Source organism: Pseudomonas sp. FW305-3-2-15-E-TSA4 (assembly GCF_058787295.1).
Genome location: NZ_JBYSZP010000016.1, coordinates 169,013 through 191,694 on the forward strand (window position 1 = coordinate 169,013; position 22,682 = coordinate 191,694).

Annotated in this window: 23 protein-coding genes and 1 pseudogene; 5 read left to right on the top strand and 19 right to left on the bottom strand. The window is 61.4% G+C overall.

The window, feature by feature from the left end; translation table 11 throughout:
• The first annotated feature begins 45 nt into the window (after positions 1 to 45).
• The gene (locus AC3WMV_RS22135; RefSeq protein ID WP_103369690.1) at positions 46 to 1,671 is read left to right on the top strand and encodes an ATP-binding response regulator; all 1,626 of its coding nucleotides are present in this window, start codon (positions 46 to 48) and stop codon (positions 1,669 to 1,671) included.
• 1 nt (position 1,672) lies between these two features.
• Here AC3WMV_RS22135 and yecR read toward each other — a convergent pair whose 3' ends face one another.
• The 5 genes from yecR to AC3WMV_RS22160 all read right to left on the bottom strand — a co-directional run bounded on the left by yecR (position 1,673) and on the right by AC3WMV_RS22160 (position 6,121).
• Positions 1,673 to 1,981, bottom strand: coding sequence for a YecR family lipoprotein (gene yecR / locus AC3WMV_RS22140; protein WP_027613060.1), 309 nt, complete (start codon positions 1,979 to 1,981; stop codon positions 1,673 to 1,675).
• 33 nt (positions 1,982 to 2,014) lie between these two features.
• Positions 2,015 to 2,329, bottom strand: a complete 315-nt coding sequence (locus tag AC3WMV_RS22145; RefSeq protein WP_103369689.1) for a hypothetical protein — start codon at positions 2,327 to 2,329, stop codon at positions 2,015 to 2,017.
• A gap of 184 nt (positions 2,330 to 2,513) precedes the next feature.
• A complete protein-coding gene (locus AC3WMV_RS22150; RefSeq protein WP_256581061.1) occupies positions 2,514 to 3,044 on the bottom strand; it encodes a phage infection protein in 531 nt (176 codons plus the stop codon).
• A gap of 531 nt (positions 3,045 to 3,575) precedes the next feature.
• The gene (locus tag AC3WMV_RS22155) at positions 3,576 to 4,748 is read right to left on the bottom strand and encodes a cystathionine gamma-synthase (protein ID WP_041062583.1); all 1,173 of its coding nucleotides are present in this window, start codon (positions 4,746 to 4,748) and stop codon (positions 3,576 to 3,578) included.
• The gene (locus AC3WMV_RS22160) at positions 4,745 to 6,121 is read right to left on the bottom strand and encodes a pyridoxal-phosphate dependent enzyme (protein ID WP_007965728.1); all 1,377 of its coding nucleotides are present in this window, start codon (positions 6,119 to 6,121) and stop codon (positions 4,745 to 4,747) included. The genes AC3WMV_RS22155 and AC3WMV_RS22160 overlap by 4 nt, the downstream gene beginning before the upstream one ends.
• A 392-nt stretch (positions 6,122 to 6,513) precedes the next feature.
• On the opposite strand from AC3WMV_RS22160, the gene metE reads away from it, so the two are divergent.
• Positions 6,514 to 8,802: a 5-methyltetrahydropteroyltriglutamate--homocysteine S-methyltransferase gene (metE, locus tag AC3WMV_RS22165; protein ID WP_103369697.1), complete on the top strand. Its 2,289-nt coding sequence runs from the start codon at positions 6,514 to 6,516 to the stop codon at positions 8,800 to 8,802.
• A 125-nt stretch (positions 8,803 to 8,927) separates the two neighbouring features.
• On the opposite strand, the gene AC3WMV_RS22170 is transcribed toward metE, so the two are convergent.
• Positions 8,928 to 9,863 carry a Ppx/GppA family phosphatase gene (locus AC3WMV_RS22170; protein ID WP_103369688.1) on the bottom strand — a complete coding sequence of 312 codons (936 nt, stop codon included), beginning with the start codon at positions 9,861 to 9,863 and terminating at the stop codon, positions 8,928 to 8,930.
• A 296-nt stretch (positions 9,864 to 10,159) separates the two neighbouring features.
• On the opposite strand from AC3WMV_RS22170, the gene AC3WMV_RS22175 reads away from it, so the two are divergent.
• Both AC3WMV_RS22175 and map read left to right on the top strand, forming a co-directional pair.
• On the top strand, positions 10,160 to 10,387 hold the full coding sequence (locus AC3WMV_RS22175) for a ParD-like family protein (protein WP_025111624.1): 228 nt from the start codon (positions 10,160 to 10,162) through the stop codon (positions 10,385 to 10,387).
• Positions 10,384 to 11,175 carry a type I methionyl aminopeptidase gene (gene map, locus AC3WMV_RS22180; RefSeq protein WP_103369687.1) on the top strand — a complete coding sequence of 264 codons (792 nt, stop codon included), beginning with the start codon at positions 10,384 to 10,386 and terminating at the stop codon, positions 11,173 to 11,175. The genes AC3WMV_RS22175 and map overlap by 4 nt, the downstream gene beginning before the upstream one ends.
• Before the next feature lie 5 nt (positions 11,176 to 11,180).
• Here map and AC3WMV_RS22185 read toward each other — a convergent pair.
• From AC3WMV_RS22185 to ribBA, 6 genes and pseudogenes are all read right to left on the bottom strand, one after another.
• Positions 11,181 to 11,312, bottom strand: a pseudogene (locus AC3WMV_RS22185) (metal ABC transporter ATP-binding protein); the annotation flags it as partial.
• The gene (locus AC3WMV_RS22190; RefSeq protein WP_103369686.1) at positions 11,309 to 12,463 is read right to left on the bottom strand and encodes an ABC transporter ATP-binding protein; all 1,155 of its coding nucleotides are present in this window, start codon (positions 12,461 to 12,463) and stop codon (positions 11,309 to 11,311) included. The gene AC3WMV_RS22190 and the pseudogene AC3WMV_RS22185, both read right to left, overlap by 4 nt.
• 17 nt (positions 12,464 to 12,480) lie before the next feature.
• A complete protein-coding gene (locus AC3WMV_RS22195; protein ID WP_103369685.1) occupies positions 12,481 to 13,290 on the bottom strand; it encodes an ABC transporter permease in 810 nt (269 codons plus the stop codon).
• A gap of 6 nt (positions 13,291 to 13,296) precedes the next feature.
• Positions 13,297 to 14,211 carry an ABC transporter permease gene (locus AC3WMV_RS22200; RefSeq protein ID WP_103369684.1) on the bottom strand — a complete coding sequence of 305 codons (915 nt, stop codon included), beginning with the start codon at positions 14,209 to 14,211 and terminating at the stop codon, positions 13,297 to 13,299.
• Positions 14,208 to 15,233, bottom strand: a complete 1,026-nt coding sequence (locus AC3WMV_RS22205) for an ABC transporter substrate-binding protein (RefSeq protein WP_083368860.1) — start codon at positions 15,231 to 15,233, stop codon at positions 14,208 to 14,210. Before AC3WMV_RS22205 ends, AC3WMV_RS22200 begins: the two co-directional genes overlap by 4 nt.
• 320 nt (positions 15,234 to 15,553) lie before the next feature.
• Complete coding sequence (gene ribBA, locus AC3WMV_RS22210) at positions 15,554 to 16,663, bottom strand: bifunctional 3,4-dihydroxy-2-butanone-4-phosphate synthase/GTP cyclohydrolase II (RefSeq protein ID WP_086790931.1); 1,110 nt, start codon at positions 16,661 to 16,663, stop codon at positions 15,554 to 15,556.
• Between the two features lie 68 nt (positions 16,664 to 16,731).
• Between ribBA and AC3WMV_RS22215 the strand changes: the two genes are divergently transcribed.
• A complete protein-coding gene (locus AC3WMV_RS22215) occupies positions 16,732 to 17,028 on the top strand; it encodes a DUF1330 domain-containing protein (RefSeq protein WP_103367400.1) in 297 nt (98 codons plus the stop codon).
• 123 nt (positions 17,029 to 17,151) lie between these two features.
• Here the strand turns inward: AC3WMV_RS22215 and AC3WMV_RS22220 are convergent, their stop codons facing one another.
• From AC3WMV_RS22220 to AC3WMV_RS22250, 7 genes are all read right to left on the bottom strand, one after another.
• Positions 17,152 to 17,715: an NUDIX hydrolase gene (locus tag AC3WMV_RS22220; protein WP_103367399.1), complete on the bottom strand. Its 564-nt coding sequence runs from the start codon at positions 17,713 to 17,715 to the stop codon at positions 17,152 to 17,154.
• 1 nt (position 17,716) lies between these two features.
• Positions 17,717 to 18,469: a GntR family transcriptional regulator gene (locus AC3WMV_RS22225; protein ID WP_007968636.1), complete on the bottom strand. Its 753-nt coding sequence runs from the start codon at positions 18,467 to 18,469 to the stop codon at positions 17,717 to 17,719.
• A 58-nt stretch (positions 18,470 to 18,527) separates the two neighbouring features.
• Positions 18,528 to 18,917 carry a carboxymuconolactone decarboxylase family protein gene (locus AC3WMV_RS22230; RefSeq protein WP_027613073.1) on the bottom strand — a complete coding sequence of 130 codons (390 nt, stop codon included), beginning with the start codon at positions 18,915 to 18,917 and terminating at the stop codon, positions 18,528 to 18,530.
• 133 nt (positions 18,918 to 19,050) lie between these two features.
• Positions 19,051 to 19,536: a flavin reductase family protein gene (locus AC3WMV_RS22235; RefSeq protein WP_003225715.1), complete on the bottom strand. Its 486-nt coding sequence runs from the start codon at positions 19,534 to 19,536 to the stop codon at positions 19,051 to 19,053.
• 12 nt (positions 19,537 to 19,548) lie between these two features.
• A complete protein-coding gene (locus tag AC3WMV_RS22240; RefSeq protein ID WP_097087136.1) occupies positions 19,549 to 21,030 on the bottom strand; it encodes an aldehyde dehydrogenase in 1,482 nt (493 codons plus the stop codon).
• Positions 21,027 to 21,860, bottom strand: a complete 834-nt coding sequence (locus tag AC3WMV_RS22245) for an alpha/beta fold hydrolase (protein WP_103369834.1) — start codon at positions 21,858 to 21,860, stop codon at positions 21,027 to 21,029. The genes AC3WMV_RS22240 and AC3WMV_RS22245 overlap by 4 nt, the downstream gene beginning before the upstream one ends.
• A 31-nt stretch (positions 21,861 to 21,891) precedes the next feature.
• The gene (locus AC3WMV_RS22250) at positions 21,892 to 22,482 is read right to left on the bottom strand and encodes an amino acid synthesis family protein (protein WP_007968626.1); all 591 of its coding nucleotides are present in this window, start codon (positions 22,480 to 22,482) and stop codon (positions 21,892 to 21,894) included.
• Between the last annotated feature and the right edge of the window lie 200 nt (positions 22,483 to 22,682).

Sequence of the window (22,682 nt, forward strand, 5' to 3'; positions counted from 1 at the left end):
CCGACCGCTGCTGAATCTGACGACTGTCGCACAAGGACGTTGCCCATGAAGTTCGAGAAAAACACCGAGCTGGATCAGGCCAATCTGCGGATCATCATCGCCAGCATTGCCATGGTTTACATCTGCGTGCTCGGTGTATTGCCGGGTCAGCGCTTCGATGTCTATCTGCCGGTGGTGGTCTACATCACGCTGTTTCTGCTGGCGTCGATTGTCCTGCGCCAAGCCATCGCGCGCTGGCCGGGGCATTACCCGGCGCGACGAATATTCGCGATGATCCACGATTACACCGGCACCTGTTTCGGCCTGGTGCTCGGCGGTGAGGCGGCGTTGCCGCTGTACGCGGTGATCATCTGGGTCAACCTGGGCAACGGCATGCGCTATGGCTCGCGCTATCTTGCGATCGCCACGGGATTGGCGCTGCTGGCGTTGCTGGCGGTTTATCGGTTGACGCCGGTTTGGCAGGCGCAACCGTACATGGTGCTGATGTTGATGCTCACCAGCACCGTGATTCCGTTCTACGCACACTTGCTGCTGGAGCGCACGCGCAAGGCCTCCGAAGAGGCGGTCGCGGCCAATCTGGAAAAGTCGCGGTTTCTCGCCCAGGCCAGCCATGATCTGCGCCAGCCGATTCACTCCATCGGTCTGTTCACGGCGTGCCTGCGTGAATCGCGTCTGGGCGAGCAGGAGCGGCAACTGGTCGACAACATCGACCGTTCGCTGCTCAACGTCTCGCAGTTGTTCCGTTCGATTCTTGACCTCTACACCCTCGACAACGGGCGCATTCTGCCGAGGCTGCAGGTGTTCAATCTCGGCGAGTGGCTGGCCGACCTGATCCGCCAGAACGCCGAGGCGGCACGCTGGGCCGGTGTGGAATTGCGCCTGCGTCCGTGCCAGCACTGGGCACAGAGCGATCCGGCGTTGCTCGCGACCATGGTGCAGAACGTGCTTTCCAATTGCTTCAAATACGGCGCGCAACGCCCGGTACTGATCGGCGTGCGCAAGCGTGGCACCGGGCTGGCCATCGTGATTTATGACCGTGGCAACGGCATTGCCGAGGAGCATCTGCCGAAGGTCTTCGAGGAGTTTTATCGAGTGCGTCAGGTGCGCGACAAGGACGTGGAAGGCGTCGGCCTCGGGCTGTCGATCGTCAAGCGTCTGGGGCAGTTGATCGGCGTCGATGTGGCCTTGCGCTCGCAGCTTGGGCGCGGCACGGCGGTCTCCCTGTATGGCTTGCCGGTGGCCGTGGCGCCGCAGTTGCCGGTCATGCGTGACGATGTGCGGCAGGCCGGCCTGTTGACCGGGCTGAAGGTGTGTCTGGTGGAGGATGATCGCAACGTCTTGCTGGCGACCTCGGCGCTGCTCGAGCGCTGGGGCTGCGTGGTGCAAGGCGAATTGAGCGGGCAGGGGCTGGTCACCGATTGCGACATCATCGTCGCCGATTACGATCTGGGTCCACATTCCACGGGCATCGAGTGCATTGACGAGGTGCGGCGCCAGCGTGGTTTTGCGGTGCCGGCGATGATCATCACCGGGCATGACATCGAGAAAATACAGGCGGCCTTGCAAGACCGCCAAATTGCCATCCTGTCCAAACCGGTACGCCCGGCCGAGCTGCGCGCGACCTTGCGCAGCCTGCGCGACCGGCAAACCGAGCCGGCCGAGCAGGTTTGACTCAACGCTTGCAGAGGTAGTCCTGAGTGATGGTGGTTTGCAGGCAGTTGAACTGGCCCATGGTGCGGCAGATGTTCTTCTCGGAACCGGTCACCTCGGCGTTCTTGTAACCCCAGGTCTTGCAGCGCTCCATCGCCACAGTCAGGCCTTGCGCGGCGTTGGTCTGGCCGCTTTCGAACTGACCCAATTCGTAGGAGACCTGGACCACGCCGTCGTTCTTGCTGCCTCCGGTGGCTTCCCATTGTTTGGGCGTGGCGCAGCCTGTCAGAGCGAGGGCGGTGAGAGTGAGAGTTGCGATCAGGATTTTCATGATGGAACGTAGTCCTTTACCGGGGATGAAGGTTTACTGGATCGGAATCGGCGAGGCGCCTTTGGGCAGGCACGACAGCGGCGGGGTCATGATGCCCATGCTCGCCACCGCGATAATCGCGCCGCTGGGCAACTCGCAGTTGTACTCGCCGGCGGGGGTGTACGCGGTGTAGTAGGTGAGGGTGCTGTCGCTGCGGATGTTGTCGATTTTCGACACCGGTTTACCGATGACCGTCTGGGCCCGTTCTTTCATGCTGGCTTCGGTAGGTTTGGCGGTCTGGCAGCCGCTGGCGCCAAGCAACAAGGCGCTGACGATTGCCACTTTGCAGAGGTTGGAATGCAGTTTCATGGTGTTTCTTCCTTGGTGTTGTTCTGATTTCCAGGCACGACGATCCCGCGCACTGCACAGCGGCAATGTTGGGGAGCATCGGGGGTTGCGAGGGAATATAACGCCGGGTGGCGGGGCGGTCGATTAGCACAAATGTGCTAGTGCCGCAGTGGGAGAGGCGACCCAACGGGTCGCCCCGCACCGATTACTGAGGTGAGTTGAACTGGTCGGAATAGCTGCCGGTCATCAGCGCCGAAGCGACGCGATCAGAACCGACACCGACGCGTGAGTAGGCATAGCGATTGGCGCCGACCTTGTCGGTGCCGTCGGAAGCCAGTGCGCCTGCGCCGACGTGATCGGAGCCATCAGAGGCTACTGCGCCAGCCCCGACGTGATCGGAACCATCCGAGGCGACTGCACCAGCGCCGACATGATCGGAACCGTCCGAGGCGACTGCACCAGCGCCGACATGATCGGAACCGTCCGAGGCGACTGCGCCAGCGCCGACGTGATCGGAACCATCGGAAGCCACTGCACCAGCGCCGACGTGATCGGAACCATCGGACGCCACTGCGCCAGCACCGACATGATCAGAGCCATCGGATGCCACTGCAGCGGCTCCGACATGATCCGAACCATCAGAGGCCACCGCCTGCGGCTGCGCAGCCCAAACCGTTGGCAACATCACGGTCGCCGCGACCGCAAGAATGGCGCCTGACAAAAGCGTGTGTTTCATGATTTTCTCCACGACCCATCAGCCACACAGCATTCGTTGGCCCGGGGTTGACCAGGTTGGCAATTGGCACGGGCGCGCTCGATGGGCGCACGGGTGTCGACGTTTTTGCATGAAACCGCGTTAGCGAACTGAAAAGTATAGATCGGCAAAATGCAGGCGCAGGTGCAACAACATGCAAGCGATAGTCGGTTAACTTCCTTGCACAGGGGCGCTTGAAGGAAATCAGTCTAAAAACACCACCCGGGACGCGATGGCTTTTGCTAGCCTCAAAGGTGTAGGCGAAGACGCAGACTGATGCGCAAGCGGATAGCAAGGGGACGTGGGGCGCGTTCCGAAGGGTACACGGTTAGAAAGATCTCCGCGCTGAGATCCAGCCCTTATGCCGTGTGAGGCAGCAAAGCACCGCTCTTTTTCCATGGTTGCTTTTGTACTGTGAGAGGCCCGATAAACCTTGTAAGCCAGAGACCAGCACTGGCCGCCTACTCGAACACCAAAGCCCGCATTGCTGCGGGCTTTGTCGTTGTTGCAGGGTCAGATTTTGGTCAGCGCGTACGCCAGATCGGCGCGCAGGTCTTCGAGATCTTCGACCCCCACCGACAGACGCACCAGGCCATCGCCGATGCCCAGTTTGGCGCGGGTTTCAGCTGGAATGGTCGCGTGGGTCATGATCGCCGGATGCTCGATCAGGCTTTCAACACCGCCCAGACTCTCGGCCAAGGCAAAGATCTTCACGTTTTCCAGAAAGCGCCGTGCACCCTCCAGATCACTGTTCAGATCCACCGAGATCATCCCGCCAAAACCATGCATCTGCCGTTTGGCCAACTCATGCTGCGGGTGCGACGGCAGGCCCGGGTAGTAGACGCGTTTGACCTGTGGCTGCTGCTCCAGCCACTTGGCCAGTTCCAGCGCGTTGCTGCAATGACGCTCCATGCGCAGCGCCAGAGTCTTCACCCCGCGCAAGGTCAGGAACGCGTCGAACGGCCCGGAAATCGCGCCGACGGCGTTCTGCAGGAAGCCGAGTTTGTCCGCCAGTTCGGCATTCTGCCCAACCACCGCGATACCACCGATCACGTCGGAGTGACCGTTCAGGTACTTGGTGGTCGAGTGCAGCACGATGTCGAAACCCAGCTCCAGCGGGCGCTGGATATAGGGGCTGGCGAAGGTGTTGTCGGCAACGCTGATGATCCCGCGTGCGCGGCAGATGCGCGCAATCGCGGCCAGATCCGACAGGCTCAGCAGCGGATTGGTCGGCGACTCGACAATCACCAGGCGGGTGTCGTCCTGCAGAGCCGCTTCGAACGCCGCCAAGTCAGTCAGATCGACGTAGCTGAAGCGATGCCCGGCACTGCGCTGACGGACCTTGTCGAACAGGCGGAACGTGCCGCCGTACAGGTCATTGCCGGAGATCACATGCGAACCGGCATCGATCAGTTCGAGCACGGTGGAAATCGTCGCCAGCCCGGACGCGAACGCGAACGCGCGGGTGCCACCTTCCAGATCCGCCACGCAACGCTCCAGGGCAAAACGCGTCGGGTTGTGCGAGCGCCCGTAGTCGAAGCCTTTGTGCACGCCGGGGCTGTCTTGCAGGTAAGTCGAGTTGGCGTAGATCGGCGGCATCAGCGCGCCGGTGGTCGGGTCAGGCGTTTGCCCGGCATGGATCACCCGGGTCGCGAAGCCTTGGGATTTATCGTCGTGCTGACTCATGCGAGGGATCTCCGTAATTGGTTGAGCATGTCGGTGCGGGTAATCAGGCCGTGGAAGCCCGAAGCATCGGCGATGATCGCGACGAGGCCGCGACTGAGCACCGCTTCCAGCTCGGCGAGGTTGGCACCGGGGGCGAGGGTTTGCAGTTTGTCGGTCATCACGCTGGAGACCGATTGACTGAAGCGCGCGGCGTCCTCGTGCACGGGCAGCAGGATGTCGGATTCGTCGATCACGCCGACCAGTTGTTTGCCTTCAACCAGCACCGGCAATTGCGAAACATCCGCCAGGCGCATGCGCTGGAACGCGGTCAGCAGGGTGTCGTCGGGGCCGACGCTGATCACGCGGCCATCTTCGAAGCGCCGGGCGATCAGATCGCGCAGGTCGCCATAGCGCTTGCGCTGCAACAGGCCTTGATCGGTCATCCACTGGTCGTTGTAAACCTTGGACAGATAGCGCGTGCCGGTGTCGCAGACGAAGCTGACCACGCGTTTCGGCTCGGTCTGTTCGCGGCAGTAACGCAGCGCGGCGGCGAGCAGGGTGCCGGTGGACGACCCCCCGAGAATGCCTTCGGCCTTGAGCAACTGGCGGGCGTGATCGAAGCTTTCTTCGTCGCTGATCGAGTAGGCGTGGCGCACGCTGGTGAGGTCGGTGATCGATGGAATGAAATCCTCACCGATGCCTTCCACCGCCCACGACCCGGGCGTTGGCATCGTGCCGTCGCGGCTGTACTGAGCCATCACCGAACCCACCGGGTCGGCGAGGACCATTTCCAGATCCGGCTGTACCCGTTTGAAGAAACGGCTCAGCCCGGTCAAGGTGCCGGCGGAACCGACGCCGACCACGATCGCGTCCAGATCATGCTCGGTCTGCGCCCAGATCTCCGGCGCGGTGCTGCACTCGTGTGCCAGCGGGTTGGCGGGGTTGTTGAACTGGTCGGCGAAGAACGCGCCGGGAATGTCTTTGGCCAGGCGTGCGGCCACGTCCTGGTAATACTCGGGGTGGCCCTTGCCTACGTCGGAGCGGGTGATGTGCACTTCGGCGCCCATGGCTTTCAAGTGCAGGACTTTCTCGGTGGACATCTTGTCCGGGACTACCAGCACCACGCGGTAGCCTTTGGCCCGGCCGACCAGCGCCAGACCCAGGCCGGTGTTGCCGGCGGTGGCCTCGACGATGGTGCCACCCGGTTGCAGGCGCCCGTCGCGTTCAGCGGCGTCGATCATCGCCAGACCGATGCGATCCTTGATCGAGCCGCCGGGGTTTTGTGATTCCAGTTTGAGAAACAGTGTGCAGAGGCCGGTATCGAAGCGGGTAACCTGTACCAGCGGCGTATTGCCGATCAGCCCAAGTACGGCAGGGCGTGAATCCTTTGACATTTCTTCACCTCTTGTAGTGGTGTTGATCGCGTTCCATTCGCGGGGAAAAGCTCGCGTGCAACATAGGCTTAGACATGATCCGTCGCAACCTTTAACCCGCCGCTGCGCCAGCCATTTCGATCTAACCATAGAACAGAATCGCAGCCTGCAAGCGCCCGGTTTCAGAGGGTTTACATCAAGGCGCCATCGAGTATTGAAAGGGCGTCGTGAGCTTCGCCTGCAGCTTGATCTGCGGATGAATATCCTGCAGGGCAAACCGTGTTTTCAGCGGAAAAACAGCTCACATCTGATCATGAGAGAAACTCGTGATCATCAAGATTAAAATGAGTTTGTCTCACTAGTGCTTGATCTCGACAATGGCCGTCATCATCAAGACATTGGAGTTGTTTGTCATGGCACTGGCCCATTCCCTCGGATTTCCGCGCATTGGTCGCGACCGCGAACTGAAAAAAGCGCAAGAGGCGTTCTGGAAAGGAGAACTGAACGAGGCCGGCCTGCGTGAAGTGGGTCGTGAACTGCGCAAGGCCCACTGGGATCTGCAGAAAAACGCCGGCATCGAGCTGCTGCCGGTAGGCGATTTCGCCTGGTACGACCAGGTGCTGACCCACTCGCTGATGTTCGGGGTGGTTCCCGAGCGCTTCCGACCGCACGACGGCAAAGCCACGCTGCAAACCTTGTTCGGCATGGCCCGTGGTGTCAGCGACAGTTGCTGCGGCGGTGCCCATGCGCAGGAAATGACCAAGTGGTTCGACACCAACTACCACTATCTGGTACCGGAATTCAGTGCCGATCAACAGTTCCAGCTCGGCTGGGAACAGTTGTTCGAAGAAGTCGAAGAGGCCCGCGCACTGGGGCATAACGTCAAACCGGTGATCATCGGCCCACTGACTTATCTATGGCTGGGCAAGGCCAAAGGCGCCGAGTTCGACAAGCTGGAATTGCTTGATCGCCTGCTGCCGCTGTACGGACATATCTTTGCGCGCCTCGCCGCCCTTGGTGTGGAATGGGTGCAGATCGACGAGCCGATTCTGGTGCTCGACTTGCCGCAGGAGTGGAAGAATGCTTTCGAGCGTGCCTATAACCAGATCCAGCGTGATCCGCTGAAGAAACTGCTCGCCACTTACTTCGGTGGTCTGGAAGAAAACCTCGGTCTGGCCGCCAATCTGCCGGTCGACGGTTTGCACATCGACCTGGTACGTGCAGCGGAACAGTACCCGACCATCCTTGATCGCCTGCCGGCCTACAAGGTGCTGTCGCTGGGTGTGGTCAACGGCCGCAACGTCTGGCGCTGCGACCTGGAACATGCGTTGGCGACGTTGCAGCATGCGCATGAGCGTCTGGGGGATCGGTTGTGGGTGGCGCCATCGTGCTCGCTGCTGCACAGCCCGGTGGATTTGGGCCGCGAAGACCAGCTCGATGCCGAGCTGAAAAGTTGGCTGGCGTTTGCCGTGCAGAAGTGCGAAGAAGTCGCCGTGCTGGCGCAGGCGGTCAACGAGCCGGAGGCGCCGAAAGTGCTCCGCGCCTTGGCCCAAAGTCGCTCGGTACAGACCAGCCGTGCCGCCTCGCCACGTATCCACAAACCGGCAGTGCAGGCCCGTGTGGCGGCCATTACCGCGCAGGACAGCCAGCGCCAATCGCCGTTTACCCAGCGCATCGCCAAGCAGCGCGCCGGCCTCGATCTGCCACTGTTTCCGACCACGACTATCGGTTCGTTTCCGCAAACTGCGTCGATCCGCCTCGCTCGCCAGTCATTCAAGCAGGGCAAACTGAGCGAAGCCGAATACACCGAAGCGATGTACAGCGAAATCCGCCACGCCGTGCAAATCCAGGAACAGCTGGGCCTCGATGTGCTGGTGCACGGTGAAGCCGAGCGCAACGACATGGTCGAGTACTTCGCCGAGCAACTCGACGGCTACGTATTCACCCGTTTTGGTTGGGTGCAGAGCTACGGTTCGCGCTGCGTGAAACCGGCGGTGATCTTCGGTGATCTGAGCCGCCCGCAAGCCATGACCGTGGACTGGATCCGCTACGCCCAGGGCCTGACCGACAAGGTCATGAAAGGCATGCTGACGGGACCTGTGACCATGCTGATGTGGTCGTTCCCGCGTGAAGACGTGTCCCGTGAAGTGCAGGCACGGCAACTGGCGCTGGCGATCCGTGACGAAGTGGTGGATCTGGAAGCCGCCGGGATCAAGATCGTGCAGATCGACGAAGCCGCCTTCCGCGAAGGTCTGCCGCTGCGCCGCGCGCAATGGCAGCACTATCTGGACTGGGCAACCGAAGTGTTCCGCCTGTGTGCCTCCGGTGTACGCGACGAAACGCAGATCCATACGCACATGTGCTACAGCGAGTTCAATGATGTGATCGAGTCCATCGCCGCCATGGACGCCGATGTGATCACCATCGAAACCTCGCGTTCGGATATGGAATTGCTCGATGCCTTTGAAGCATTCGACTACCCGAACGAGATCGGGCCGGGCGTCTACGACATCCATTCGCCGCGGGTGCCGGATGCTTCGGAAATGGCCAATCTGCTGCGCAAGGCAGCGCAGCGGATTCCGGCGGAACGGTTGTGGGTCAACCCGGATTGCGGTCTGAAAACCCGTGGCTGGCCGGAGACTGAAGCGGCGCTGGTGCACATGGTCACCGCCGCCCGCCAGTTGCGCAAAGAATTGGCCTGAGGAAACAACCACCAAACCCTGTGGGAGCGAGCCTGCTCGCGAAGGCGGCGTGTCAGTCGAATAATGTTTCTCTGATACACCGCTTTCGCGAGCAGGCTCGCTCCCACAATGGGTTCAGTGATCGGTCAGTGACGGCTCATCAAGCCGTGCAACACACCGAGGCGCAGCCCCGGTTCCGACGGCGCCATCTGCGAAATGCCGAATACCTTGAACGCCGCCAGCATCAGCACCAGCCCTCCCGGGAGGATGCTCTGGCGATGCGGTTGCAGACCGGCGAGCTTCAGTTGTTGAACGTTCTTCACCTTCAGCAGCAACAGCGACAGGCGCAACAACCCGCCATAGGTAATGCCGTCCTGACCGAAATCGTTCAAGCGATTGGCTTTAAGCACTTTCGCCAGCATCCGCGCCGTGCCCGACGAGCCAATAGTCTGCTGCCAGCCCTGCGCGCGATAGCGGCGGGCGACTTTTTCGAATTGCAGGATCGCCACGCGCTCGGCTTCCTGCAGTGCACCGGGAGCAATGCGCCCGTCGGGGAAATAGCGTGCGCCCAGGCTACCGCTGCCAATGGCGATGCTTTCGGTGAGCAGCGGTTGCGACCCCTGGCCGAGAATCAGCTCGGTGGAACCACCGCCAATGTCTACCACCAGCCGCATGTCCTCCGCCCCCGGTAGGGAGTGGGCGACGCCGGCATACACCAGTTGCGCCTCTTCATGGCCCGAAATGACGTCGATGCGAAACCCGAGATGGCGTTCGGCACTGTGCAGAAACAACTGCGCATTGTCGGCCTCGCGCACCGCGCTGGTCGCCACTGCCCGCACCTTGCCAGCCTCGAAGCCGCGCAGTTTCTTGCCGAACCGCGCCAGCGCCTGCCAGCCACGATCCAGTGCCATTTCGTCCAGTGCACCGCCGTCGAAGCCTTCGGCCAGCCGCACCGGTTCACGCAGGGTTTTGACTTCCTGAATCATGAAGCCTTTTCGACTGCGAACCGACTGGCCGATCATCAGGCGAAACGCATTCGAGCCCAGGTCGATGGCGGCAAACAGCGAGGCGTCTTCTTTCATGGGAATCCCTGCAAGCATCCGTCGAAGGCTCAAGACGGTTTGCGAGGATTCTGCGATGCGCTTGATGACATCCTGATGACGGGGCAGGGGCGGTTCAGTGAATTGTTGGTTGTCATGACACTGTCATTATCCGGCGACTATCCTGACGCCAATACATCGCGTGTTCTTAAAGTTTTTGCTGCCTCTTTGGGCAGCTTTTTTTTGCCCGCGATTTGGCAAGCCGTGCGCAAGGTTTGCAATCGTGGGCGTCCCTTGGCTAATATACGATCCATATACACTTCGTATCGGATTCGGATATGGGCATCGTAAAGATTTCAGAAGACATGCACGAGAACCTGCGCATCTCCAGCACCGCGCTCAGCCGCTCGATCAACGCGCAGGCCGAGCACTGGATGCGCATCGGCATGCTCGCCGAGCTGCACCCCAACCTCGACCACAGCGCCATTTGCCGCTTGCTGATCCGCGCCGAACAGAACGGCGGGCTGGATCTGCATCAACTGACTCAGGAAGCCGTCAGCGCATGAGAAATCAGATCAAGATCAATACCCCTGCGGAAATCGCGAAGTCGCGCGCGGCGGGCAAACTCGCCGCCGAAGTGCTGGCGATGCTGGTGCCCCATGTGAAGGCCGGGGTGACCACCGATGAGCTGGATCGCCTGTGCAACGACTACATCGTCAACGTGCAAAAAGCGATTCCGGCCAACGTCGGTTATCACGGCTTCCCGAAAACCGTCTGCGCCTCGGTCAACGACGTGGTGTGCCACGGCATCCCGTCGGGCACGCCGCTGAAGGATGGCGACATCGTCAACCTCGACATCGCGGTTATCAAGGATGGCTGGTTCGGCGACACCAGCCGCATGTACGTGGTCGGCGAGGCGACGCCTGAAGCACAACACCTGATCAAGACCACCTACGACGCGATGTGCGCGGGCATCCGCATGGTGCGTCCGGGCGCGACGCTGGGTGACATCGGCCATGCGATCCAGAGCCTTGCGGAGAAAGAAGGTTTCAGCGTGGTGCGCGAGTATTGCGGGCATGGCATTGGCAAGGTGTATCACGATGAACCGCAGATCCTGCATTACGGTTTTCCCAATCAGGGCATGAAGCTCAAGGCGGGGATGATCTTCACCGTCGAACCCATGCTCAATGCCGGCAAGCGCCATGTGAAGAACATGCCGGATGGCTGGACCGTGCTGACCAAGGATGGCTCCTTGTCGGCGCAGTGGGAGCATATGGTCGCGGTGACCGAAACCGGCTTCGAAATCCTCACCGCCTGGCCGGACGCAATGGAAGGTTTCACCCCGATCGCCTGAACACCACCAGACCCCTGTGGGAGCGGGCTTGCTCGCGAATGCGGTGTGTCATTCAACATAAACAGTGACTGACACGTCGCCTTCGCGAGCAAGCCCGCTCCCACAGGGGGGATTTGCGGTGCTGCCGAGATCCTCAGTGAGAACCGGCGGCTTTGTTGAGGTCGCTTTCAGCCCATTCGGTGTAGACGCAGGCATCCGCCGTGGCCCAGCGCACTCGCACCGGATCGCCAGCCTTGAGCGGCATGCCCGCCGCCGACAGCGCTTTCACCGTCATCGAAGTACCGCCCGAAGTCACCACGCTGCAGGTCTGGCTCTCGCCAAGAAACAACACTTCCACCACCTGCGTCGACACCTCATTCCAACCCGCTGCCAGCGGCTCAGCGCTCGCCTGCTGCACGCTCAGCGCCAAAGCCTTTTCCGGCCGCACCATCAACAACACGTCCTGATCGGTGTGCAGCCCGGCGGTCAGGCGAATCGACAATGACTGTCCTTCAAACGAAGCCGCCGCATTGCCCTGCGCCTTGAGCTTGAGGAAGTTCGAGTTGCCGAGGAATGACGCGACAAACGCGTTCGGCGGATTCTGATACAGGTCATAACCGCTGCCCAAACCAACAATCTTGCCGTGACTGAAAATCGCGATGCGCTGCGACAGGCGCATGGCTTCTTCCTGATCGTGGGTCACGTAGACGATGGTGATGCCCAGGCGCCGATGCAGCTGGCGCAGTTCATCCTGCAGGTCTTCACGCAGTTTTTTGTCCAGCGCACCGAGCGGTTCGTCCATCAGCAGAATGCGTGGCTCGTAAACCAGCGCCCGGGCGATGGCAACGCGTTGCTGTTGCCCGCCAGAGAGTTGCGAAGGGCGGCGATGGGCGAATTGTTCGAGCTGCACCAGTTTCAACATCGCATCGACACGCTTGTCACGTTCGGCGGCGGCGAGTTTGCGGATCGCCAGCGGAAAGGCGATGTTGTCGCGCACCGACAGGTGCGGGAACAGCGAATAGCGCTGGAACACCATGCCAATGTCGCGCTTGTGCGGCGGCACGTTGACCAGCGACTGACCGTTGACCAGGATCTCGCCGCAGCTCGGGGTTTCGAACCCGGCGAGCATCGACAGCGTGGTGCTTTTGCCCGAGCCGCTGGAGCCGAGGAAGGTCAGGAACTCGCCGTCCTTGATGTCCAGCGAGATGTTGTCGACGGCGGCAAAGTCGCCGTAGTGCTTGTTCAGATTGCGCAGGCTGACCAGGGGTTTGTCGTTCTGCTGGGATGCGTCTTTGATCACGGCACTCATGTCGTACTCCTGGGCGCTCAGGCGCGGATTTCGTTGCGCCGGCGCAGCGCGGCGGCGATCACCATGACCAATACCGACAGGCCGATCAGCAGCGTCGAAGCGACGGCGATCACCGGGGTCAGGTCCTGGCGCAGGGTGGTCCACATTTTCACGGGAAGAGTTTGCAGGGTCGGGCTAGCCATCATCACGCTGAGCACTACTTCGTCCCACGAAACCAGAAAGGCGAAGAGGGCGCCGGCCACCATGCCCGGGCGAATCGCCGGGAACGTCACCTTGAACACCGCTTGCAGGCGTGAGGCACCGCAGATCACCGCCGCGTCTTCAATCGACTGATCCAACAGCTTCAGCGAGTTGATGATCGAGATGATGGTGAACGGCAGCGCGACGATCACATGGCTGACCACGAACGCAAACATGGTCCCGGTGTAACCGAGCTTGAGAAACAGCGCGTACACCGCCACGGCGATGATCACCAGCGGCACGATCATCGGCAGGGTGAACAGGCCGTAGAGCATTTCCCGTCCGGGAAAACGCCCGCGCACCAGAGCAAATGCGGTTGGCAGACCGAGGGCCACGGCGCAGATTGTGGTCAACACGGCGACCTTGAGGCTGGCCGCCGCAGCGCTCATCCAGTCGGCGTTGGAGAAGAACTGGCCGTACCATTTCAGCGTCCAGCCCGGCGGCGGGAACACCAGCCACTGCGATGAGCCGAACGACAGCAGGACGATGAAGACTATCGGCAACAGCAGGAACAGGCCGATCAAACCGGTGGTTGCGTAGAGCCCGAAACGCATCCGCCGGCTCATGGCATTGGGAGTCAGGAGCATCTCGGCTTACCTCGCGTTGCTGGCGCCAACCGGGGATTCCGGCTGAAGCTTCAGGTAGAAGTAGAACAGCACCAGCGTGATCGCGATCAGCAACGCAGCGCCGGCACTGGCCAGGCCCCAATTGAGGAACGATTGCACCTGCTGAATGATGAACTCCGGCAGCATCATGTTCTGCGCCCCGCCGAGCAGCGCCGGGGTGACGTAGTAACCGAGCGACATCACGAACACCATCAACCCGCCGGACGCCAGACCCGGCCGGCACAGCGGCAGGAACACCCGGAAGAAATTGGTCCAAGGACTCGCGCCGCAGATCGAGCCGGCCTGCAGGATCATCGGATCGATGGCCTGCATGGTCGCCTGCAACGGCAGGACGATGAACGGGATCATGATGTAGCTCATGCCGATCACCACACCGGTCAGGTTGTGCACCATTTCCAGCGGCTGATCGATGATGCCCAGCGCCATCAGCGCCTTGTTGATCACCCCCGAGGCCTGCAGCAATACCAGCCACGAATAGGTGCGGGCGAGCAGGCTGGTCCACATCGACAGCAGCACGATGTTGAGGATCCAGCGGCCCCAGCCGCGCGGTACCAGAGTGATAGCCCAAGCCAGCGGGAAGCCCAGCAACAGGCTGAAAATCGTTACCAGTCCGGCCACGGAAAAGGTGTTGAGCAGCACCCGTGCATACGCCGAGTTGGCGAACAGTTGTTCATAGTTGCCAAGGCCTGGGGTCGGTTCCAGTACGCCGCGCAACAGCAGGCCAATTAACGGCGCGAGGAAGAACAAACCGAGGAACAATAGCGCCGGGACGAGATTGCCAGCACCTTTCCAGCGTTGTCTGAGGGAGGGGGTCGAGCCGGCAGCGCCCTTGGCGCTCCCGGTCACCGTTGCAGGACGGGGCGCAGTGGCCGCCATTTTCATTTGACCAGCCATTCGTTCCACCGTGTCGCGATGGCTTGACCGTTCTTGGCCCAGTACGCGAAATCAAGAGTGATCTGATCCTTGGCGTAAGCCGTCGGCAGGTTCGGGGCCAGCACCGAGTCCAGGCGCGCCACGCTGTCGACGTTGACCGGGGCGTAGGCGGTCAGGTTGGAGAAGTCGGCCTGGCCTTTGGCACTGCTGGCGTTGGCCAGAAACTTCATCGCCGCGTCCTTGTTTTTCGAGCCTTTTGGAATTACCAGAATGTCGGCCATGACCAGGTTCTGTTTCCAGCTCACGCCGACCGGTGCGCCGTCTTCCTGCAGGGCGTGAATGCGGCCGTTCCAGAACTGGCCCATGCTCGCTTCACCGGAGGCCAGCAGTTGCTGCGACTGCGCGCCGCCGCCCCACCAGACGATGTCTTTCTTGATGGTGTCGAGTTTCTTGAAGGCGCGATCCAGATCCAGCGGGTAGAGCTTGTCAGCCGCTACGCCGTCGGCCAGCAGCGCCAGTTCGAGCACGCCGGGGCTCGGCCATTTGTACAGGGCGCGTTTGCCGGGGTAGGTCTTGGTGTCGAACAGCGCGGTCCAGTCTTGCGGCTTGGCCGCGCCGAGCTTGCCTTCGTTGTAGCCGAGGACGAAGGAGAAGAAGAACGAGCCGACGCCGTAATCGCTGACGAAACGCGGGTCGATCTTGTCGCGCTGGATGACTTTGAAATCGAGGGGTTCGAGCAGGCCTTCAGCGGCGGCACGCAGGGCGAAATCGGCTTCGACATCGACCACGTCCCATTGCACGTTGCCGCTCTCGACCATGGCCTTGAGTTTGCCGTAGTCGGTCGGGCCATCCTGCACCACGGTGATGCCGCTGGCCTTGCTGAACGGATCGGCCCAGGCCTGTTTCTGCGCATCCTGGGTGCTACCGCCCCAGCTGACGAAGTTCACGCTTTCGGCGGCCATTGCAGCCTGGCCGGTCACGCTCAGCAGTCCCGCAAAAAGGATTGCGGTTGCAGCTTTGTTCAACACCATTTTTACGCCCTCATTGTTGTGTTTTTGAGCGGGCTTGCGTTGTTGCCCGCCTGTCGGGAGCAGTAGCCGGACGGTTTTTCAGGTCGCACGGTCTATGGAATATCATATTATGGTATTCCAAACTTTGTGCAAGCACTTTGCCTTACCGGTTATCTGGCGGATGGGCTTTTTGTGAGCTCGAGGGAATTAAATTGAAATGCAAAACCCTGTAGGAGTGAGCCTGCTCGCGAAAGCGGTGTGACGTTCTGCGATGATGTTGGCTGATCCACCGCTATCGCGAGCAGGCTCACTCCTACAGTTGGAATTGTGGTTGGCGTGGATTATTCGCTGAAGGGAATGCTCTCGACCACTTCCAGGTCATACCCGGTCAGCCCCGCATATTTCAATGGCGGCCCAAGATGCCGCAGCTTGCCCACCCCCAGGTTCTGCAGAATCTGCGCCCCGGTACCCACCTCCGAATAAATCCGCGATTGCGAGCGGCTGAACTGCCGCGGCGGCTGGGTCAATTGCGGCACGCGCTCCAGTAGCGCCTGCGACGATTCATGATTGGCCAACACCACCACAACGCCATGACCTTCCGCCGCGACCCGTTGCAACGCCGCCCACAGCGTCCAGTTGCTTGGCCCGCTGTACTCGGCGCCGACCAGATCACGCAGCGGATCAATCACATGCACGCGCACTAGCGTCGGCTCTTCGCGGCGCAGATCGCCCATGACCATCGCCATGTGCACGCCACCCTCGATGCGGTCTTCAAAGGTGATCAGACGGAACGTGCCGTGCACCGTCGGCAGCTCACGTTCGCCGATGCGTTCGATGGTGTGCTCGGTGCTGAGGCGATAGTGGATCAGGTCAGCGATGGTGCCGATCTTGATCCCGTGCTTGCGGGCGAACACTTCCAGATCCGGGCGGCGGGCCATGGTGCCGTCGTCGTTCATCACCTCGACGATCACCGAGGCCGGGGTGAAACCGGCGAGGCGGGCAAGGTCGCAGCCGGCTTCGGTGTGGCCGGCGCGGGTCAGCACGCCGCCTTCCTTGGCGCGCAGCGGGAAGATGTGCCCAGGCTGCACCAAGTCTTCGGCGCGGGCGTCTTTGGCCACAGCGGCCGCGACCGTGCGTGCGCGGTCAGCTGCAGAAATGCCAGTGGTGACCCCGACCGCCGCTTCAATCGACACGGTAAACGCGGTACTGAACACGCTGCCGTTGCTCGGCACCATTTGCTCAAGGCCCAGGCGCTGGCAGTGCTCGTCAGTCAGTGTCAGGCAAATCAGCCCGCGCGCCTCACGCGCCATGAAGCTGATCGCCTCGGGTGTGCAGCAGTCGGCGGCCAGCAGCAGGTCGCCTTCGTTTTCCCGATCTTCGTCATCGACCAGCAGGACCATTTTGCCGAGGCGATAATCTTCGAGGATTTCTTCGATGCTGTTGAAGGCCATGCTGGACTCTCAGGGTTTGTTGGAAATATATTGGTATACCATAATACAAAATCAACAAAGAGGTCACTATGAAGGCGTACTGGATTGCCCACGTGGATGTCGACGATGCCGAGCATTACAGCCAATACACCCAGCGCGCACCGGCAGCCTTCGCCGCGTTCGGCGCGAAGTTTCTGGCCCGGGGCGGACGCAGCGAAGCGCTGGAGGGCAGAGCTACTCCTCAGCGTAGCGTGGTGATCGAATTCGAGAACTATGAGAAGGCCGTGGCGTGCTACCACTCGGCGGCGTATCAGGAGGCGAAACGTTATCGCGAGGAATGGGCGAGGGCGGAGATCGTCATCGTAGAAGGCATCGCACCACTTTAAGCAACACCGCTAAACACTGTGGGAGCGAGCCTGCTCGCGAAAGCGGTCGTTCATTCAACATTTGTATCGACTGACCCGACGCCTTCGCGAGCAGGCTCGCTCCCACAGGGGGATAGGTGGTGATCAGCGGATAAAGTGGATCTTCCCGCTGTCATCATTGCCCATGTAGATCCCATACACCCCGGCCTGACGCTCCTCGATGTAACGCTCGAGAATCTGCCGGATCGCCGGGTAATAGATCTGCTCCCACGGAATGTCCTCAGGGGCGAAGAATTTGTAGTCCAGGGTTTCCGGGCCGAACTGGCCGGTGATCTCCAGCGCGAGGGCGCGGAAGATGATGTACACCTCGCTGATCTTCGGCACGCTGAAAATCGAGTATGGCGAGACGATTTCCGCGCGCACGCCGCTTTCTTCCCAGACTTCGCGCAGCGCCGCCTGCTCGGTGGTTTCGCCGCTTTCCATGAAGCCGGCCGGCAGTGTCCAGGTGCCCGGACGCGGTGGGATCGCCCGTTGGCACAAGAGGTATTTGCCGTCCTGCTCGATGATGCAGCCGGCGATGATTTTCGGATTGACGTAGTGGATGTAGCCGCAGCCGCGGCACATCAGGCGCTCGTGCGTATCGCCCGGCGGTACCTGCTGACCGAGGTCAGGGCCACCGCATTTCGGGCAAAAGCTCGGGCTGAACATGTCAGTGACCTATACGCGGTTCTTTCAGCGCGATCGGCAGGGTGATGTTCGGCGTGGCGCCGGTCTCTTCCTGTTTGCGCTTGAGATAATCGAGGGCCACGGCCGCAGCGGCGCGCACGTGATCGACACAGGCCTGATGCGCCGCCAGCGGATCACCGCTCTTGATCGCCTCGACCATTTTTTCCATCTCGTGGTTACTGGCGCCGCGCCGGTTTTCCTGGGACACCGAGGTCGCCCGCAGGTAGCTGATGCGCGCTTGCAACTGGCGTAATTGAGTGGCCGCAACGTGGTTGCCCGAGCCTTCGAGCAGCACGTCGTAGAAGCCCTGCACCGAGTCGATCACCTGCTGCAGTTCGCCGTCCTTGAGCGCCTTGCGGTTCTCGTCGAGGGCTTTTTCCAGGGCCTTGATGTCCTTGGCCTTGGCACGCAGGGTGAACAGCTGGACGATCAGACCTTCGAGCACGCAGCGCAGCTCATAGATGTCGACCGCATCGGCGAGGGTAATGATCGCCACCCGTGGGCCTTTGGCATCGGCGAACTCGACCAGACCTTCGGACTCCAGGTGACGCAAGGCTTCGCGCACCGATGTGCGGCTGACACCGAGGCGATCGCACAGATCGCGTTCGACCAGACGATCACCGGGCATGAGCTGGAAATTCATGATCGCGCTACGCAGTTTATCCAGCACGATTTCGCGCAGGGTAACGGGGTTGCGATTGACCTTGAAGCTGTCGTCGAGTGGCTGGCGTTTCATGGGGTCCGCTCTTTAAGTTGGCTGTCCATGCCAGACGGGCATCTAAACAGCCGAGGGGTTAACTGGAGGCCTCGGCGTCGGCTTCGGCGAAGGCTTCACGGGCGAGCCGGAAACTGTCCACGGCTGCCGGGACGCCGCAATAAATACCGACCTGAAGCAGAATTTCGCGTATTTGCTCACGACTCAGGCCGTTACGCAAGGCGCCGCGCACATGCAGCTTGAGTTCGTGCGGGCGGTTGAGCGCCGAGATCATCGCCAGGTTGATCATGCTGCGCTCCTTGAGCGACAAACCTTCGCGACCCCAGACATGGCCCCAGCAGTATTCGGTGACCATTTCCTGCAGTGGGCGGGTGAAGTCGTCGGCGTTGTCGATGGAGCGCTGCACGTAGGCTTCGCCCAGCACCTGGGTGCGGATTTTCAGGCCTTTTTCGTACTTTTCGTTACTCATCATTCCTCCCATCACCATAAATCCCTTGTAGGAGTGAGCCTGCTCGCGATAGCGGTGGATCAGTCGACATCAATGTTGAATGTCAGTCCGCTATCGCGAGCAGGCTCACTCCTACAGGGATTGTGTGAATCCATCAGGCCAGGGTTGGCAACGGGCCAAGTTTGCCCTTGTGATAAATCATCGGCGTCACCGGTTGCTCGGGCAGGATCAGGTTCTTCACCGCGCCGACAATGATCGCGTGATCACCACCGTCGTATTCACGCCACAACTCGCATTCGATGATCGCCGTGGCCTTGGCGAGGATCGGGTTACCGAGTTCGCTCAAATGCCACTCGATGTGCTTGGCCTTGTCCTTGCCTTTACCGGCGAAGGCGTAGGCCTCGGCGGTCTGGTCGGCGGACAGCAAATGGATCGCGAACTTCTTGCTGTCGCGCAGCACCGGGTAGGTGTCGGAAGCGTAGTTGGGGCAGAACAGCACCAGCGCCGGATCAATCGACAGCGCACTGAAGGCGCTGGCGGTGATGCCGACGATGGCGCCCTCCGGGTCGAGGGTGGTGACCACCGTGACCCCGGAAGGAAACGAGCTCATGACGTCTTTGTAAATGCCGGGTTCGATCATGTCGCAGGACTCCTAGCGCATCACAAACGGATCAGGCATCGGCGCCTGAGAGAGATTGATCCACACCGTTTTCAGTTCGGTGTAGGCCAGCACCGAATCGATGCCGCTTTCGCGTCCATAGCCACTGTTCTTGAAGCCGCCGATCGGCGCCATCGCCGACACCGCACGGTAGGTATTTACCCAGATGATTCCCGAACGCACATCCCGCGCCAGACGATGGGCGCGGCCCAGGTCGCGAGTCCAGATGCCGGCGGCGAGGCCGAATTGCGAGTCGTTGGCGATTGCCAGCGCCTCGGCTTCGTCTTTGAAGCGAATCACCGATGCCACCGGGCCGAAGACTTCTTCCTGCATGATCTTCATCGAGTTGCGGTCGCACTCGAACAGCGTCGGCTCGTAGAACCAGCCGTCACCCAGATCGGTGGGGCGCTTGCCGCCGGTGCGCAACCGCGCGCCTTCAGCAAGGGCGTCAGCCACCAGATCTTCGACCACCGCCAGTTGCTGCGCGGTGGCCATCGGGCCCATTTCGCTGTGGTCTTCCTGCGGGTTGCCGATGCGGATGCGCTGGGCGCGATCGACCAGGCGGTTGACGAACTCGTCGTAGATTTCGTCCTGCACCAACAAACGTGAGCCGGACACGCAGCTCTGGCCCGAGGCCGCATAGATCCCGGCAATCGCGCCGTTGATCGCGCTGTCCAGATCGGCGTCGGCGAAGATGATGTTCGGCGATTTGCCGCCGAGTTCCAGCGACAGCTTGGCGAAGTTCTCGGCGCTGCTGCGCACCACATGCCGGGCCGTGGCCGCGCCGCCGGTGAAGGCGATCTTGCGGATCAGCGGATGGCGGGTGAGGGCGGCGCCGGTGCTCGGCCCGTAACCGGTGACAACGTTGACCACACCCGGCGGAATCCCGGCTTCGAGGGCCAGACGTGCCAGCTCAAGGATGGTCGCCGAGGCGTGCTCGGACGGTTTGATCACGATGGTGTTGCCGGCGGCGAGGGCCGGGGCCAGTTTGATCGCGGTCAGGTACAGCGGGCTGTTCCACGGAATGATCGCGGCAACCACACCCATCGCTTCGTGCACGGTGTAGGCAAACAGGTCGGGCTTGTCCAGCGGCAGGGTGCCGCCTTCGAGCTTGTCGGCGAGGCCTGCGGTGTAGTGGAAGAACTCCGGCAGATAGCCGACCTGACCACGGGTTTCGCGGATCAGCTTGCCGTTGTCGCGACTTTCCAGCTGCGCCAGTTGTTCCTTGTTTTCTGCGATCAGGTCACCGAGACGCCGCAGCAGTTTGCCGCGTGCGGTGGCGGTCAGGCCGCGCCAGGCCGGGCTGTCGAAGGCAGTCTGCGCCGCTTGCACGGCGCGTTCGACGTCGGCTTCATCGGCATCGGGCAGTTCGGCCCAGGCTTGCGCGCTGGCCGGGTTGAGGCTTTCGAAGGTCTTGCCGGAGAGGGCATCGACCCATTCTCCGCCGATGCACATCTGGAAGCGTGCGAGTGTCATGCAACGATCCCCTTTATATGGTTTTGTCGGGAGTGTGCGTAGTCGAGAAATTCCAGCAGCGTCTGGTTGACCAGGCGCGGCGACTCTACCGGCATCATATGCCGTTGCTCGGGCAGCACCGCAACCTTCGCGCCGGGGATGCGCCGGGCCAGTTGCTCGGCCATTTCCGGGGTTGAACCGGGGTCGAGTTCGCCGGTGGCGATCAGCGTCGGCGCCTGGATGCTGCCGAGGTCGTCGGCGCGGTACATGTCCTGCGTGGCGAACAATTCGTAGGTGGTCAGGTAACCCTGCGGATCGTTGCCGGCCAGGGTCTGACGAATGGCCGCGATCTGCGCCGGGTTGGCCGCCTGATATTCACGGCTGAACCAGCGTGACAGCGCCGCTTCGGCGTTGGCATCCGGCCCGTGTTCCGCAGCTTGTGCAGTGCGCGCGATGACCCCGGCACGCTGTTCTTCGCTGCGGTTGAACACGCTGTTGAGCACAACCAGGCTTTGCAGGCGCTCCGGGTAGTGCAGGGCAAACGCCCGCGCCACCAAGCCACCCATGGAGAAACCGATCACCGCTGCCTGGGGCAGATTCAGGTGATCGAGCAGCTCCAGCAACTGATCGGCATAACCGAGCAGGCCGGTGCCGCTGGCCGGGCGCGGGCTGGCGCCGTGGCCGAGCATGTCGTAGGCGATCACCTGGTATTGGGCAGACAGGCCAACGATCTGGCCGCCCCACATTTCTTTGTTCAGGCCCACGCCGTGGATCAAGACCACGGGCTGGCCTTGGCCGGTCGCCAGGTAACTGGTGCCAGCCGGGGTGAGTTCAGCGGTGAGCCGAATCATGGAGCGCTCCTGCAATGCCTTTTTATTGTGATTACTGGGCTTTTTCGGCGGCCAGTTCTTCCAGATCGATGTAGCGGTTGCCGATGCGCGGGTGCAGGCGGCCACCGTCGGCGCAACCGAGCACCACGACGATTTCGTCGGCACGCGGCGCGTCTTCGATCTGCATTTCCAGAGTGATGTAGTGCGAGCGCAGCCCTTCGTCGTCCTTGTGCATCATCGGGATCTGGATCGAAGTGCCCGGGCCGCCGCGCTTGTTGGTGAAGCTCAGGTAGCTCTTGGCCTTGACCGCCTCGCGGTAGTGGTTGCCGAAGCGCAAGGTGTGGATCACCGCCGAGGCGTGTTCGATCTCACCGTCGGCGCCGACCACTGCCGCTTTGCCGTACGCCTCGATCTTCTCGGCGCCGCCGATGATGCCCACCAGACGCTCGACCATCATGGCGCCGAGGTCGGAGCAGTTGGCGCGGATCTGCGGTTTCAGATCCTCGACGAAACCGTTGCCGACCCACGGATTCTTCATCACCACAGCCAGCCCGACCATGGTCACTGGCTTGTCAGTGGCCTTGCCGCCTTCGATGAAGGTTTCTTCGACATAGCTGACGATCTTGCGAATTTCGAAACTCATGAGCTGCTCCGTAGGGGGATTGAGAGTGTCTGTGCGTCTGATGGTATACCATAATACCGATCGTGCAAGTCCCCCACGCAAGATTTGCCGCATCCATCCGGCGAATGGCGGTGTATTCATCTGCCACCACAATTCCCCCAAACACCATTAACCCCTGTGGGAGCGAGCCTGCTCGCGAATGCGGTGGGTCAGCCGTTGTA